This is a genomic window from Parabacteroides sp. TM07-1AC (assembly GCF_003480915.1).
GTDB classification, from domain to species: domain Bacteria; phylum Bacteroidota; class Bacteroidia; order Bacteroidales; family Tannerellaceae; genus Parabacteroides; species Parabacteroides chongii.
On record NZ_QUKD01000005.1, the window covers coordinates 165104 to 179803 of the forward strand.

Here is a 14700-nt window from a genome sequence, read left to right on the forward strand (position 1 = left end):
TTGTTTCTTCTATATGGTATATTGATATCCGTTTATAAACAATTAAAATCATTCATTCTGATGAAAAAAACGAGTAACGGGCTTATCCTATCGGCTCTGATCATGAGCGTAAGCCTACTTTCTTCCTGCGGACAACAAAAAGCAAAACAAGATTCGGGCACCGAACAAGACTCCACCGAAATGGTCGGTAATGACAAAGACGAACATGGCTGTATCGCCTCGGCGGGTTATATCTGGTCGGAAGTACAACAGAACTGCATCCGTTTATTCGAATCCGGAACACGCCTGGAAGCTGTCGACGGAAAATCATCCTCTTATCTGGTGTTCAGTCCCGATTCGCTGAAAGCAGAATTATTCTTCTCAAACGATACGCCGAGCGAAATACTCGACCGCCGTTCACTCCCTGCCGGCGATTATGCCTGGAATGTAGAAGATGATGATACCAAAAATGTACGCAGGATCGACGGGGTATGGACGATCAGCCAGCGAGGTAAAGAAATCTACCGGCAAAATCAAAAAGATGTCGACAATTCATCAGGTGAAGTTCTGACACAGACGTATGAAGGTGTGTTACCTTGTGCTGACTGTCCGGGTATCCGTTACGACCTGACCATCCGCAGCCATGAAAAAAGCGGAGAAGGCACTTTCTCTCTCTCACAAACATACCTGGAAGCAGAAGACGGCAAAGATGCCACATTTGTCACAAACGGCAAATGTATCACTTTGCAGGGAATACCGGGAGAAAAGAATGTGACCGTATGGCAGCTGGTTTCCGACAACGGCGATGAAGTGATGAACTTCCTTTGCGAGAACGATTCGACAATCACCCTGATCGGCGATGATTTCAAGAAAGCGGAAACAGAATTGAATTATAGTCTGAAGAAAATCCAAAAGTAACAAGCTAATAAAAGGAATTATAGAAAGTCCCTTGTCTTATCCATTTGGAAAAGGACACTGCCATAAAACAAGAAGGTGTATCGTAGAATGAACTTCGACACACCTTCCCGATAATTTTATTGAAAAGGTAAATCAATTTTCAACTTTCAGATCCTTCTTTTCATCCAGTCCGCCGTCAAACTGATTATCCTTGATATCATAATTGGTCACACGCTGGAAAAAGAAACGATGGTTGTTCCAGTGGAAAGCCGGATATTGGTTGTTCTGTTTGATTACATTGTTACGGAAGACCAGTCCGTCTACCGACTTCGCATACAGGATCGGAGCGTCGAATGTTTCAAATTCGTTATTCTCGATCACGATACCGCTATGGAAATATTTCTTCTGATCTTTCAGGTCAGGTATTTCGGGATAAATAGAAATAACGGCATTCGTGAACTGGAACATATTCGTCAACGAGTTAATGAACTTGTTATCACGGATCAGGACATCGTGGCAGGCACCCGTCTCAAACCAACCGTTGCAATCGCCGCACAGCAGGATGGCCGTACCGGAAGTATGGTCGAAGATATTCTTTTCGACAACAGTCTTTTTCGGGGTACTGAACAAAGAGCCGCGGGCACGATTATTGCGGATCGTATTGTCTGCAAAATAAACCTCCGGAGTCCACTCCAGGTTTTCAATACCGAACGTACCGGCTTCGCTGATAGCAGGATCGATGGCTTTTTCAAAAACGATCTCAAACTGTTTGGCGCCATGTGCACTCGGTTTGTCCACGGATTTGATAGCAACGACTTTGTTCTGGTCGCCCAGGATCTCCATAGTCTTTGAATCGATAAACTGTACGGCATCTCCCGAAAATCCCCATTCAAAGCCATAACTCTGTCCATGCATGTATTCACCGACCAATGTCTTGTCGTCCACACGTTTCTGCACTTTCAGATACGTGCCGTGCACATTGATCGCATCATCCATCATCCCTTCATATAAACCGCCAACGGAAATGATCTTTCCCTTACAACCGGAAAAATGGGTAGCATCTGCCTGCGTTGTAAAATAACGGGGATCGCTGTCACCGCGAAGGCATACCGAGAATTTATCCAGCGTAATATTTTCGCTCATCTGAGCCAGCAAGCCCATTCCTTCTGCATAATGGACCTGGATATTTTCGAGCGTCGTATTCGTATCATAAGAGACAAAGATACCCGGTGTAGGACGACCGTAACCGCGCATGGCGACAACCGTTCCGGGGATCAGTTTTTCGTTTTTCCATTTTGTAGATTTGACCACGCGGGGAGAAACCTCTGAAACGCCTTTCGAACCGACAGCAATGTCGCTCGTCCGATAAACCAACCGTTTCGTGTCGCCTTCGAATGCAATTCCCCAGGCAGGAGAATGTTCCCATCCTTCGCCCTTCACGATAAGTGCACTGTCACGAATTTCATATTGTACCCAGGGAGCCACTTCATAGGTGATAGTCCCTGTTTCCGCATCGTTTTCCAGGACTTTCACCTGAGCGATATGCGGATTTTCAAAATCGATACTGAAGTTCTTCAATGTACAGTTTTCCGAGTTGACCAGTGAAACCGGCAACATACGCCCGTGGAAGATCAGTTCCGAACCTTGCCCGTCGAAAACAATGTTCTTCATGTTCTCGAAAGGAAGTCCCACCAGTTTCGGATTGTCCTGATCGTGGTTGGAGATAAAATACTCCTTTTGTGCGGCTCCTTCAGGATAAAAATCATAACGTCCCGGAGGCAGTACGATCGTGATCGTATCGTTCCCGGTATGGGAAACGGCAATCTGTTCCAACGCCTTTGCCATCAGAGGGGAAGCATTGCCTTTCCGGTCAGGGACAAGGCCGAAGTTCGACAAGTCATAGGGACTCTTCGTCTGTGTACAGGAACACAGCATTGCCAGACATACTAAAATACCAATAAAAGTTTGAGAGTTTTTCATATTACTTATTTTCTAACTATTAACCTGACAAATATACGGATTCTTTGCAACTTTGTTGCACCTTGTTTCCCTTACCTTTGTATCAGAAAAACAAATAAAAGAATAAAAGATATGGGACATTGTAATTGTAGCCACTGCCATAGTGAACCCAAAAGTAAAATTTCACCTTATCTTCTCCCGGCAATCTCTTTTCTTATGTTACTGGGAGGGATCGCCATGCAGGTGGCAGAAGCAGGATTCTTCAATCAAACGATACGATTTATATGGTACGCACTGGCTTATCTGCCGGTCGGACTACCGGTCATGAAAGAAGCGGTTGAGAGCATCCGCGAAAAAGATATATTCAGTGAATTTACATTGATGTGTATTGCGACACTCGGTGCTTTTTATATCGGTGAATATCCGGAAGGAGTGGCCGTCATGCTGTTCTACTCTATCGGCGAACTATTCCAGGGAAATGCCCTGGCGAAAGCCCGAAAAAACATCCGTACGCTGCTGGATGTCCGTCCTGAAACGGCAACCGTCGTACGCAATAACGAATATTTCCGGACAGCTCCCACCGATGTCACCCCGGGAGAGATCATCGAGGTGAAGGCCGGAGAACGTGTTCCTCTCGACGGAAAGTTACTGAGCGAGACCGCCGACTTCAACACGGCAGCCCTTACCGGAGAAAGCGTGCCGCGTACGATCAGCCAAGATGAAGAAGTGCTCGCCGGAATGATCGTAACCGACAAAGTAATCCGCCTGGAGGTAACGAAACCTTATAGCCAGAGCACCCTGGCACGTATCCTTGAACTGGTTCAGAACGCATCGGAACGGAAAGCTCCGGCAGAATTGTTCATCCGCAAATTCGCACGCATTTATACGCCGATCGTGACTGGACTGGCTTTCCTGATCGTCCTGCTGCCTTATGTCTATTCCTTGATACAGCCGGACTTCCTGTTCATTTTCAACGACTGGCTGTACCGGGCATTGGTATTCCTCGTTATCTCCTGCCCTTGCGCACTGGTTATCAGCATCCCGCTGGGTTATTTCGGAGGGATCGGGGCGGCTTCCCGGCAAGGTATCTTATTTAAAGGAGGCAATTATCTGGATGCCATCACCAAAATCAATACGGTCGTTTTCGATAAAACCGGGACGCTGACCAAAGGGATATTCGAAGTACAATCCTTATCAACAGCCGGTCATCTGTCGGAAAAGGAATTACTCCGCGTCATTGCTTCCGTTGAAAGCCGCAGCAACCACCCGATCGCCAAGGCGATCCTGGCATACGCCCACGAACAGCAGGTGGAAATCGACTCATCCGTGGAGACAACCGAACTGGCAGGCTTCGGATTAAAGGCGATTATCGGAGACAAAGAAATAGCAGTAGGGAATGACAAGATGATGGCTAAGGAAGGAATTTTGTTTCACCCTAGTGAAACAAGTGTTTCTCCAAGATGGAACAACTGTTTCTCCGAGGTGAAACAGATTCCGGAGACTGTCGTTATTTGTGCAATAAACGGACAATATGCCGGTCACCTGTTGTTGACTGACGAACCCAAAGAAGACGCTGCCGCAGCCGTTGAACAATTAAAAGGCTTATATGTTAATAATATAGAGATATTATCCGGAGATAAACAAATAATTGTGACTAACTTAGCTACCCGTTTAGGAATCCCGCACGGATACGGCGACCTCCTGCCGGAAGGCAAAGTCGCTCACCTGGAAGAACTGAAGCGGAATCCGGAGAATCGGATAGCCTTTGTGGGCGACGGTATCAACGACGCTCCCGTGCTCGCCCTGAGCGACATCGGTATTGCGATGGGCGGATTGGGCAGCGATGCGGCGATTGAAACGGCAGACGTGGTGATACAGACCGACCAGCCGAGCAAAGTGGCTACGGCGATTCGCATCGGAAAGTTCACACGTACGATCGTATGGCAGAACATTGCGTTGGCGTTCGGCGTCAAACTGATCGTCCTGATCCTTGGAGCCGGTGGTGTAGCAACCATGTGGGAAGCCGTATTTGCAGATGTAGGCGTTGCCCTGCTGGCGATCCTCAACGCAGTAAGAATTTTAAAGACAAACAACCCCGACTGATATGGAAGTTTATTTAGACATACTGAACAGAAGAAAGATAAAGCCGACCGCCATCCGTCTGCTTATCCTGAAAGCGATGATGCAATTCGAGCGCGCCTTCAGTTCGCTCGACCTGGAAAATTATCTGGAGACAGTGGATAAATCGACGGTATCGAGGACGATCAACCTTTTTTTGGAGCATCACCTGATACATTGTATCGACGATGGTTCAGGCTCGTTGAAGTATTCGGTTTGCGGAAACGAATGTAATTGTTCCGTGGAAGAACTTCATGCGCATTTTTATTGTTTAAAATGCCACCGGACGTTTTGTCTGCGCAATATTCCGGTCCCGATGGTGGAATTACCGCGTAATTTTACGCTGGAAAGTATCAACTACGTATTAAAAGGTTGCTGCGAAGATTGCTCAAAATAGACAAAGACACTATCTTTGCGGTCTGTCTTCCTACCGGTTACGAAAATACGGAAGGAAACTAAGCAACCTTTAAAGTATAAACAGATATGGAACATCCATTAAGTATTTACAACACGCTCACAAGAAAGAAGGAACAATTTATTCCGTTGCATGAACCCCACGTAGGCATGTATGTCTGTGGACCGACGGTCTACGGAGATGCGCACCTGGGACATGCCCGTCCGGCGATTACATTCGACCTGTTGTTCCGTTATCTTACACATATAGGATATAAGGTACGTTACGTACGCAACATAACCGACGTCGGCCACCTGGAACATGATGCGGACGAAGGCGAAGATAAAATCGCCAAGAAAGCTCGTCTGGAACAGCTGGAGCCGATGGAAGTGGTACAGTTCTATCTGAACCGTTACCACAAGGCAATGGACGCCCTCAATGTACTTCCTCCCAGTATCGAACCGCATGCTTCGGGACATATCATCGAACAGATCGAACTGGTGAAGAAGATTCTCGACAACGGATACGCTTACGAAAGCGAAGGTTCCGTTTATTTCGATGTAGAGAAATACAACAAAGATCATAACTACGGTGTCCTTTCCGGTCGTAATATCGAGGATATGCTGAATACGACCCGTGCACTGGACGGACAGGACGAGAAACATAACCCGATCGACTTCGCCCTCTGGAAATGCGCACAGCCGGAACATATCATGCGCTGGCCTTCTCCGTGGAGCGACGGCTTTCCCGGATGGCACTGCGAATGTACGGCTATGGGTAAGAAATACCTGGGACAGCATTTCGATATCCACGGGGGCGGCATGGACCTGATCTTCCCGCACCACGAATGTGAGATTGCACAGGCTGTTGCTTCACAGGGCGAGGATATGGTTCACTACTGGATGCACAATAACATGATCACCGTCAACGGTCAGAAGATGGGCAAGTCATTAGGCAATTTCATCACGCTGGACGAATTTTTTACCGGCGACCATAAGATGTTAAGCCAGGCTTATTCCGCCATGACGATCCGTTTCTTTATCCTGCAGGCGCATTACCGCAGTACGGTAGACTTCAGTAACGAAGCATTGCAAGCGGCAGAAAAAGGATTGAGCCGTCTGATGGACGCTTATAATCATCTGCAGAAACTGAGCGCTTCGGATGCCTCGACTGTTGATGTGAAAGATCTTCGTAAGAAATGCTACGACGCTCTGAATGACGACCTAAATTCTCCGATCGTTATCTCTCATTTGTTCGATGCAGCCCGCGCCATCAACTCGGTAAAGGACGGCAACGCGACCATCTCCGCCGAGGATCTGAAAGAGCTGCAGGACGTATTCCATACATTCATATTCGATATCCTGGGTATGAAAGACGAGGCTTCCGCCGGTGGAAACAACTACGAGACATTCGGCAAGGCAGTAGACTTGTTGCTGACAATCCGCCAGCAGGCAAAAGCCAACAAGGATTGGGCTACTTCCGACAAGATCCGTAACGAACTTACCGCCATGGGCTTCGAGATCAAGGATACCAAGGACGGGGCAGAATGGAAGCTGAGTAAATAATATGAGTCCGATATTCAAAAGAGAAAATGGCTATCTCTTTAAAATATATTCTAACGAGGAAGAACGCAAACATATCCATGTGATAAAAGCGGAAAATGAAGCTAAATTCTGGTTGGAGCCTGTTATTGAAATAGCAGAGAACTACGGATTCAACAACAAAGAGATTAGGAATATAACCCAAATAATAGAACAATATGGAGACGAGTTTAAACACAAATTCGCAGAACACATTGGCAAGCGTATTGATGATTAATTCCCAGGGAATTATGATATCTGTATTAGGACATGATTACTTCCTTTCTTACAACCGGGTTCCCTGGTTGAAAGATGCACGAATCAGTGATGTCCTGAATATAGAAGTATCAGGACGTTCGGCAATAGCGTGGCCGGCACTGGACGTGGATTTGGAGATAGAAAGTTTAAAACATCCCGAGCGTTATCCGCTTTTGATGAAACGTTCGCCTCTTGATAATTTATAATCATGACGATCAACGAATTTCTTCAGGGCGACAAATTTGCATTATTTGCCGGAGTAGAATTACTGGAAACGGGCAACGGCTATGCCAAAGCCCGTATGGAAATAAAGCCGATGCATTTGAATGGCGGCGGTGTTTGTCAGGGAGGTGCTATCTTTACACTTGCCGACCTGGCTTTCGCAGCGGCAACCAACAGCCATGCCCGGCTCACGCTGTCGATTACTTCCAATATCAACTTCTTCAAAGCCGAAAGCAAAGGATTCCTGTATGCCGAAGCACGCGAAGTATTCAGCCACAAAAGGCTGGCCAATTGTGAAGTAAACATCACAAACGAAGCGGGCGAACTGATCGCCACATTCAGCGGTTCCGGATACCGGAAAGATACGGAGCTGCCGTTCGCCCCGATAGAATAAAAAACTATTGTTCTTTTATTTATCAATAATGTGCCAATGTTCAATTGGCACATTACTTTTTATTCATACCGCAACGACCGGGCAGGTTTGCTAAGGATTGTTTTAGCAGTCTGCCAGCCTATGGTCAACAGGGAGATCACACACAATAAAATCACCGGAACAAGGAAGAACCAGGCTTTCCAGGCGGTGCGGAACGAATAATGATCCAGCCAGCCGTCCATGATCCACCACGACAAAGGAAGCGCGATGACGACCGCTATGCCGATCAGAACAAAGAATTCGCGGCCCAACTCGTAGAACAACTGCATTTTCGATGCGCCCAACACTTTGCGTATTCCCATCTCACGCACCCTCGTCGAGCAGGAGAACATCACCAGCACCCAAAGCCCCATACAGGAAATGAAAATCGCCAGTATGGCAAAGAGGGCAACGATCAAACCGAAGACCTCATCCTGGCGGTATTGCTGGTCGAAGAACTGATCCAGGAAGAAATAGTCGTAGCTGGAATCAGGGAAATAACGGTCCCATATCTCTTCCGACTGTTTCACCAGCTCGCGGGGATTGGCATTCTCCATAACGACAGAAATATAACGTTGTTTCATCCAGCTCAACTTATCGTGCAAGGCGAACAGAAGAGGCGTATAACCCTTATTCAGCGACTGCTGGTGATAGTCTTTTACCACCCCGATAATCTGCATCGGCTGATCGACAGTCTCCACGGAAAGACGCTCGCCCAAAGCAGCCTCCGGCGAAGCAAAACCCAATGTGCGGACAGCCGTTTCGTTCAGGACGATATTATAGACATCTCCTCCGAAATCCTCGGCAAAGCCACGCCCGGCAACAAATTCCAGGTCATACGCATCCAAATAATACACATCACAGTTAAGCATTTCCAATAAACGGGTCTGCTTCGTCACGTCGCTCAGGCGGACGATCGACAGGAAGTCGGTCACCTCCGTCCCTGGGACGGCACCTGAAACCGTCACGTTCTTCACAGACGGCAATGCCTTCAACTCCCGTTTCATGGCAGTCAGCCTCGTAGCCATATCCTCGCAATGGGCAGGAAATTTCAGCACCAATGTCTGATCGACACGCACTCCCAGGGAAGCCTGACGCATATACTGCAGCTGTGCATAAACGATCAGCGTGCCGCACAACAACGCCAAAGAGGCCGTATATTGCAGTACGACCAGCACCTTGCGGGTCAGCGTCGCATTTTTCGTATGCGTAAATTTACCTTTCAGCATTTTGATCGGCTTAATGCCGGAGAGGATCGTCGCCGGATAGAAACCGGACAGGAAGACACCCAGTGCAAATATCAGCAGCAACATCCACCCCAAAGAGGTCGTCACCCACACGGAGAAGCCCAGATCGCGCGATGTCAGGTTATTGAATGCAGGCATCAGCGCCTCCATCAACCCGAGCGCCAGGATAAAGGCAATCCCGTTCGTCACCAACGATTCAAACAGGAACTGCGTAACGATCTGCCGTCGGCTAGCTCCTGAAGCCCGACGTATCCCGATCTCTTTGGCACGTTCCATCGAGCGGGCTACCGTCATATTGATATAATTGATCCAGGCAATGCACAGGATCGCCAAAGCCGTACAGATCAGGACCAGCATGGATGAACGGTTTCCTTTCGTCTCCGGCTCATAGGCTTTCTGCGGAGTCAGATGGATATCTCTCAATTTAGTCAGCTGAATGGCCCATGTTTTATTCTTCAATGCCTCATCCGTCTTGTATTTCTCTGCCATCGCAGGGAAAGCATCTTCCACCTGCTTCCTCATTCCGGCAGATTTCAGAAGAACATACGAATACACCTCATGCCGGTACCAGTATTCATCCATCCATTTCGGAAGTGTTTCATAAGAGATCAGCATACTGTAACGCACATGTGAGTTGACAGGCATATCCTTCATGATACCCGTCACTTCGCATGCCTCCTCGCCGATATTACTACGGAAGATCAATATCTTCCCGATCGGATCGGCTCCCTTGAAATATTTACGGGCGATGCGTTCGGTAATAACCACCTTTTTCGGACCATCCAGGCAGGTGCTCTTATCTCCTTTCAGCAATTCGAAATCGAAGAAGTTAAAATAATTCTTTTCGGCATAACCTATATTCGTTTCACGATAGAGAAGCTCATTGTATTTAACGATCTGTTCGGGGTAATACTGGCTACCCACGCGGGTATAATCCTCTACACCGGCGAGATTGCGTTTCATGGCAGTTGCATAACCCGCCGAGCTGGAAGCCCAGTTGTCAGTCATCTCGCCGTTCTCGAAAAAGCGTGCTTCCACACGGAAAATGCGGTCGGCACGGGTGTGCATATTATCGTAGCTGTATTCGAAAGCCACGTAAGTCAGGATCAGCAGGGCTGCCGCCATGCCGATTGCCAGACCGGTTATATTGATTGCGCTGAAGCCTTTCTTCTTCGCCAGGCTGCGCAAGGCGCTGTTCCAATAATTTGATAAGATCATATTCGTTGTTGTCTGATTATTTAGTGCCTTTCTTCCGATACTATCTTTCCATCCAGTAAATGGATCACCCGATGGGCATATTTCGCATCCCGCTCGGAGTGGGTAACGATCACAATCGTCGTTCCCTGCCGGTTCAGTTCGCTAAGCAGCTCCATGACTTCAACGCCATTGGTAGAATCCAGGTTACCTGTCGGCTCATCCGCCAGGATCAGGTTACAGTCCGTCACCACGGCACGGGCAATGGCGACACGCTGCTGCTGACCACCGGACAACTGTTGCGGGAAATGTCCGGCGCGATGGGCTATGTTCATACGGTCCAGGACCTCCATCACCTTCTTCCGACGGTCCGACTTTTTCCCGTTCAAATAGACCAGCGGCAGTTCTACATTCTCGAAAACCGTCAACTCGTCAATCAGGTTGAAGTTTTGGAAGACAAAGCCGATGTTTCCTTTCCGGAAAGAAGTCAGCTGGCTTTCGCTCATCTTGTCTATCTCTTTCCCTTCAAAGTAATATTTGCCGGAAGTCGATGAATCGAGTGTTCCCAGGATATTCAGCAGGGTGGATTTGCCGCAGCCCGAAGGCCCCATGATAGCGACAAACTCGCCTTTCTTTATCTCCAGACTTACTTCATTCAATGCTTTGGTCTGTACATCTTCCGTTGTGAAGAGCATAGACAGTTTTTCTGTTTTAATCATATTTCTTTGTTTATAAATTATTCACTCCTCAAAATATACATCGGTTTCAAGCGGATGATACGCCATACCTGCCGCGCAACAGTCCCGAAAGCGATACACATCAACAAGACGAACGCTACTGCATAACTCCACCAGGGCAACCCGATATGGAACGCATAGCCTTCGAGCCAGTTGTTCATCAGGAAAGCGGAGACAGGGACACCGATCACGGAAGCAATCACCGTCAGGAGTAATAACTCACGTGTCAAAACTACAAAAAGACTGGCTTTTCCTGCTCCCAAAACTTTCCGTATCCCTATTTCTTTCACTCTCGACAGGGTGGAGAAAAGCGTGACAGTCCACAATCCCAGGCAAGCAACAAAGACGGCAAGCAACGCCGAACCGGCAAACATCCATCCGAAATTCCGGTCTTCCTTATACTGGTTCCTGTTGAAATCATCAAGATAGAAATAAGAGAACAGCGAAGTCGGGAAGAAATCCCGGTAAACTTGCTCGATCTCCGCCAGACGCGCTGCATCGGCTGTACCGTCCATACGGATGGAGATATAAGGTGTCCCGATAAACGGCACGCGTTCTTTGATGAAAAAAATGATCGGCTTGTAAGGCACGGCAAGCGACTGCTGATGATAATTACGGACCACACCGATCACTTGGAGAGGCTCTTCCACCACCTCCATCGCCAACTGCCTGCCCAAAGCAGCCTCATTGGAAGGAAAGCCTAACAAACGGACAGCTTCCTCGTTCAATACCACCTTATTCAGCTCATCCCCGTATTCTTCCGAGAAAGCCCTGCCACAAACCATATCGGGGGAATAAGTGGGGAGATAATCATAATCGACAGCGAACATTTGGATCAGTTTCACTTCCGACTGGTCGCTGCCATACGGACGATTGGTAAAATAATTGGCAACCTCCACGCCCGGAACTGCCCCGGAGACAGTGACCTGCCGGATATATGTCTTTTGTTTCAACTGCTTCTTAAAGCTCTCCATTTTTGCAGACAACTCATCCGTAAAAGAAGGATATTTCAGAACAACAATCTGTTTCATCGCAGCTGAAGCCGTTTCATTCTCCATATAACGAACCTGTGCGACAACAACGAAAGTACCTGTTATCAAAATAAAGGACGCGACGAACTGCACGACAATCAAGACTTTCCGCATCTTATTTCCTTTCCGGCTGTGCAAGAGCTTACCGCGCATAATGTCGGCAGGACGGATGCGCGTCAGAAGAAAGGAAGGGTATAAACCGGTAAAGAAAGTTCCTAAAGCGATAATACTCAATACCGCCACCCAAAATCCCGGCAGTAAAAGGGTATTCGCTCCAAAATCGTAGGCAGCCCGTGAATAGACGACGGGCAGGAGCACTTCCAGCCAGCCTAATGCAATTCCGGCAGCCAGAGTATTGACAATGCCAGCTTCCAGTAATCCCTGGAAAAGCATCTGCTTACGGGAAGCTCCGAAAGCCTTGCGTACACCAAACTCTTTTCCCCGTTCCAAAAAACGGGCGACCATCAGGTTCAGCGCATTCACCCAGCCGATAAGCAACAGGGCGACCGCCATCACCGACAGGATATAGACGGCGGTACGGCTGCCCTTCGTCTCTTTCTCATACGATTTCTGCGGGGTAAGATGGATCTCTTTCAACGGGATCAACTCCACCCGCCAGTCTTTATGCTTCAAAGCGGCTGTCTTGTATTTATCTGAGATGGCGGCAAAGGCATCCGCTATCTCCTGCGGATTCTTTCCCGGCTCCAGGCGAACGTAGGTGTACACGCCGTGGACATACCAAATATCCTGCCGTTCTTTCGGTATCGTGGAATAGGAAAGGAGGAAATCGTACTGCAAATGTGAGTTTGTCGGCATCCGGTCGATAACGCCAGTGACCTCAAAATGCTGCTCGGCAGTCGCTGTCCGGAATGTCAGGATTTTTCCCAACGGTTCTGCCTCGCCGAAATAACGGTGGGCAGCATTTTCCGTCAATACGACTGTGTTGGGACGGACCAGCTGGCCTGTCTTCTCTCCTCTTTTTATAGGGAAGTTGAACAGTTCGAAGAAAGCAGGTTCGGTAAAGCAATAGCGTTCTTCGGCAAATTGCTTATCCTGATAGGTAACGACCTGTTCCCTATCCTGTGCGGTGAGGCGGACGAACTTCTCGATTCCCGGGATCTCGCGGCTCATGACTGGTCCGTGTCCGAAAGCGGTAGTGGCCCAGTTATCGGTCAGCGCTTTCCCTTCGTACAAGCGGCTTTCGACACGGTAGATGCGATCACCGTCATGAAAGGAGTCGTAACTCAGCTCGAATCGGACATAGAGCAGGATCAGCAGTGCTGCTGAGATACATACGGACAGACCGAGGATATTGATCACCGATAGTGACTTACGGGCCCGCTGACTTTTAATGACTTGGGACAGGTAATCCATATTTTTCTTTTTTATTATCTGATTATAAGACGCTCGTTTTCGCCAAACAGTTCATAGCCTGAAATGATCACTTTCTCTCCGGGTTTCAATCCTTCGGTCACTTCATAGTATTGAGGGTTCTGACGACCGATCTTCACCGGACGGCGACGGGCGGTTGTCTCGTCTTCATCTACTACATATACATACTGTCCGCCGCTTCCCTGGTAGAAGCTGCCGCGGGGAATCAGGATGGCCTGTACCGGATCACCCAGTTGCAGGTTCAGATGATAGGTCTGTCCGGCACGTATATTTTCGGGACGGCCACCGGTAAAATGAAGGTCCGTACGGAACTGGCCGTCGCGTACTTCAGGATAGACTTTCGTCATTTCCATCTCATAGGTCTTTCCTTCACGTTCGAAGTTAGCAGGAAGGCCGGGCATGACACGCTCTACATAATGTTCGTCAATCCTGGCTTCTACCTTCAGTTCGGGAGTGATCACCTGGCCGATGCGTTCTCCCTGGGCAATAGACTGACCGATCTGTGCTTCCAGGTTACCTAGCTGTCCACTTACGGGAGCCTTCACTTTCAGGTTCTCCAAACGTTCTCGGACAAGTGCCAGACTTCGTTTCATATTCCGGATATTTTCATCCAGGCTCTCCAGCTGGCTACTGCGGAAAAGGTCGTCCTGACTGATACGCTGGTCCAGTACGACAAGCTGGTCACGGGCGCTTTCGTAATCTTCTTTTGCCAGAAGATACTCTTCACGGGCAAGGAGTTGTTTGTTGTACAAGCGTTCGTATTGTTTGTAGCGACGCTCTTTTTGTACCAGCTCCTTATTCAGGTTGATGCGTTCCTGTTTCAGACTCAGATGTTCCTGCTCCATGCTGATACGGGTGTTACGGAGTTCGTTTTCCTGATAGGCAAGGTCGGCTTCACTTTGAAGGATGCCGATATTCAATAACGGGTTACTCAGGCGGAGGATCACATCGCCGGCTTTGACTTGCGCTCCTTCTTCAATCAGACGTTCTTCCACACGACCGCCTTCGACGGCATCCAAATAAATGATACGGTCCGGCAAGACCTGTCCGATCACACGGATATAGTCGTTAAATTCACCCTGAATGATAGTGGAAATCGTCAGCCGCTCTTTCTCGACCTTCATGGAAGAAGAAGTATCACGAAAGATAAAGTAAAACACGCAGACAAGCAGGAAAACGCCTCCTGCTACAGCGTAAATATGTTTCTTTTTCAAACGGGATTTCCGTTCGATAGGGGTGTCCATGGTGTTGTTATTCATATATCTATATGTTTATTCAAT

General features: G+C 48.1%; 12 protein-coding genes. 7 read left to right on the plus strand and 5 right to left on the minus strand.

The genetic code is table 11. The features are described 5' to 3' along the window. Window positions 1-60 precede the first annotated feature (60 nt). Window positions 61-897 carry a copper resistance protein NlpE N-terminal domain-containing protein gene (locus DXD68_RS12495; protein ID WP_122361840.1) on the plus strand — a complete coding sequence of 279 codons (837 nt, stop codon included), beginning with the start codon at window positions 61-63 and terminating at the stop codon, window positions 895-897. A 132-nt stretch (window positions 898-1029) separates the two neighbouring features. Here the strand turns inward: DXD68_RS12495 and DXD68_RS12500 are convergent, their stop codons facing one another. After that, a complete protein-coding gene (locus DXD68_RS12500; RefSeq protein WP_122361842.1) occupies window positions 1030-2856 on the minus strand; it encodes a right-handed parallel beta-helix repeat-containing protein in 1827 nt (608 codons plus the stop codon). 111 nt (window positions 2857-2967) lie between these two features. Here DXD68_RS12500 and DXD68_RS12505 point away from each other — a divergent pair, with 111 nt between their 5' ends. The 6 genes from DXD68_RS12505 (at window position 2968) to DXD68_RS12530 (ending at window position 7801) form a co-directional block, all read left to right on the plus strand. After that, complete coding sequence (locus DXD68_RS12505; RefSeq protein WP_122361844.1) at window positions 2968-4938, plus strand: heavy metal translocating P-type ATPase; 1971 nt, start codon at window positions 2968-2970, stop codon at window positions 4936-4938. A gap of 1 nt (window position 4939) precedes the next feature. Further along, window positions 4940-5350 (plus strand): Fur family transcriptional regulator, encoded by a 411-nt coding sequence (locus tag DXD68_RS12510; RefSeq protein ID WP_122361846.1) that lies wholly within the window; start codon window positions 4940-4942, stop codon window positions 5348-5350. An 86-nt stretch (window positions 5351-5436) separates the two neighbouring features. Next, complete coding sequence (gene cysS / locus DXD68_RS12515; RefSeq protein ID WP_122361848.1) at window positions 5437-6912, plus strand: cysteine--tRNA ligase; 1476 nt, start codon at window positions 5437-5439, stop codon at window positions 6910-6912. A 1-nt stretch (window position 6913) separates the two neighbouring features. Continuing rightward, window positions 6914-7165, plus strand: coding sequence for a DUF4160 domain-containing protein (locus tag DXD68_RS12520; protein WP_122361850.1), 252 nt, complete (start codon window positions 6914-6916; stop codon window positions 7163-7165). Further along, window positions 7158-7391: a DUF2442 domain-containing protein gene (locus tag DXD68_RS12525; RefSeq protein ID WP_122361851.1), complete on the plus strand. Its 234-nt coding sequence runs from the start codon at window positions 7158-7160 to the stop codon at window positions 7389-7391. Before DXD68_RS12520 ends, DXD68_RS12525 begins: the two co-directional genes overlap by 8 nt. 2 nt (window positions 7392-7393) lie before the next feature. Next, window positions 7394-7801, plus strand: coding sequence for a PaaI family thioesterase (locus DXD68_RS12530; RefSeq protein ID WP_009860656.1), 408 nt, complete (start codon window positions 7394-7396; stop codon window positions 7799-7801). Between the two features lie 59 nt (window positions 7802-7860). Here the strand turns inward: DXD68_RS12530 and DXD68_RS12535 are convergent, their stop codons facing one another. Genes DXD68_RS12535 through DXD68_RS12550 form a run of 4 tightly spaced genes read right to left on the minus strand, consistent with a single transcriptional unit; the run spans window position 7861 to window position 14664 of the window. Then, a complete protein-coding gene (locus tag DXD68_RS12535; protein ID WP_122361853.1) occupies window positions 7861-10284 on the minus strand; it encodes an ABC transporter permease in 2424 nt (807 codons plus the stop codon). 20 nt (window positions 10285-10304) lie between these two features. Next, window positions 10305-10979: an ABC transporter ATP-binding protein gene (locus tag DXD68_RS12540; RefSeq protein WP_122361855.1), complete on the minus strand. Its 675-nt coding sequence runs from the start codon at window positions 10977-10979 to the stop codon at window positions 10305-10307. Window positions 10980-10996: 17 nt separating this feature from the next. Next, window positions 10997-13402, minus strand: coding sequence for an ABC transporter permease (locus DXD68_RS12545; protein ID WP_122361856.1), 2406 nt, complete (start codon window positions 13400-13402; stop codon window positions 10997-10999). Between the two features lie 14 nt (window positions 13403-13416). After that, window positions 13417-14664: an efflux RND transporter periplasmic adaptor subunit gene (locus DXD68_RS12550; protein WP_122362070.1), complete on the minus strand. Its 1248-nt coding sequence runs from the start codon at window positions 14662-14664 to the stop codon at window positions 13417-13419. Window positions 14665-14700 lie beyond the last annotated feature (36 nt).

Bases quoted from the DNA above. Each gene is read 5' to 3' on its own strand.
- DXD68_RS12495 (WP_122361840.1), top strand. From the start codon at position 61: ATGAAAAAAACGAGTAACGGGCTTATCCTATCGGCTCTGATCATGAGC.
- DXD68_RS12500 (WP_122361842.1), bottom strand. From the start codon at position 2,856: ATGAAAAACTCTCAAACTTTTATTGGTATTTTAGTATGTCTGGCAATG.
- DXD68_RS12505 (WP_122361844.1), top strand. From the start codon at position 2,968: ATGGGACATTGTAATTGTAGCCACTGCCATAGTGAACCCAAAAGTAAA.
- DXD68_RS12510 (WP_122361846.1), top strand. From the start codon at position 4,940: ATGGAAGTTTATTTAGACATACTGAACAGAAGAAAGATAAAGCCGACC.
- cysS (WP_122361848.1), top strand. From the start codon at position 5,437: ATGGAACATCCATTAAGTATTTACAACACGCTCACAAGAAAGAAGGAA.
- DXD68_RS12520 (WP_122361850.1), top strand. From the start codon at position 6,914: ATGAGTCCGATATTCAAAAGAGAAAATGGCTATCTCTTTAAAATATAT.
- DXD68_RS12525 (WP_122361851.1), top strand. From the start codon at position 7,158: ATGATTAATTCCCAGGGAATTATGATATCTGTATTAGGACATGATTAC.
- DXD68_RS12530 (WP_009860656.1), top strand. From the start codon at position 7,394: ATGACGATCAACGAATTTCTTCAGGGCGACAAATTTGCATTATTTGCC.
- DXD68_RS12535 (WP_122361853.1), bottom strand. From the start codon at position 10,284: ATGATCTTATCAAATTATTGGAACAGCGCCTTGCGCAGCCTGGCGAAG.
- DXD68_RS12540 (WP_122361855.1), bottom strand. From the start codon at position 10,979: ATGATTAAAACAGAAAAACTGTCTATGCTCTTCACAACGGAAGATGTA.
- DXD68_RS12545 (WP_122361856.1), bottom strand. From the start codon at position 13,402: ATGGATTACCTGTCCCAAGTCATTAAAAGTCAGCGGGCCCGTAAGTCA.
- DXD68_RS12550 (WP_122362070.1), bottom strand. From the start codon at position 14,664: ATGGACACCCCTATCGAACGGAAATCCCGTTTGAAAAAGAAACATATT.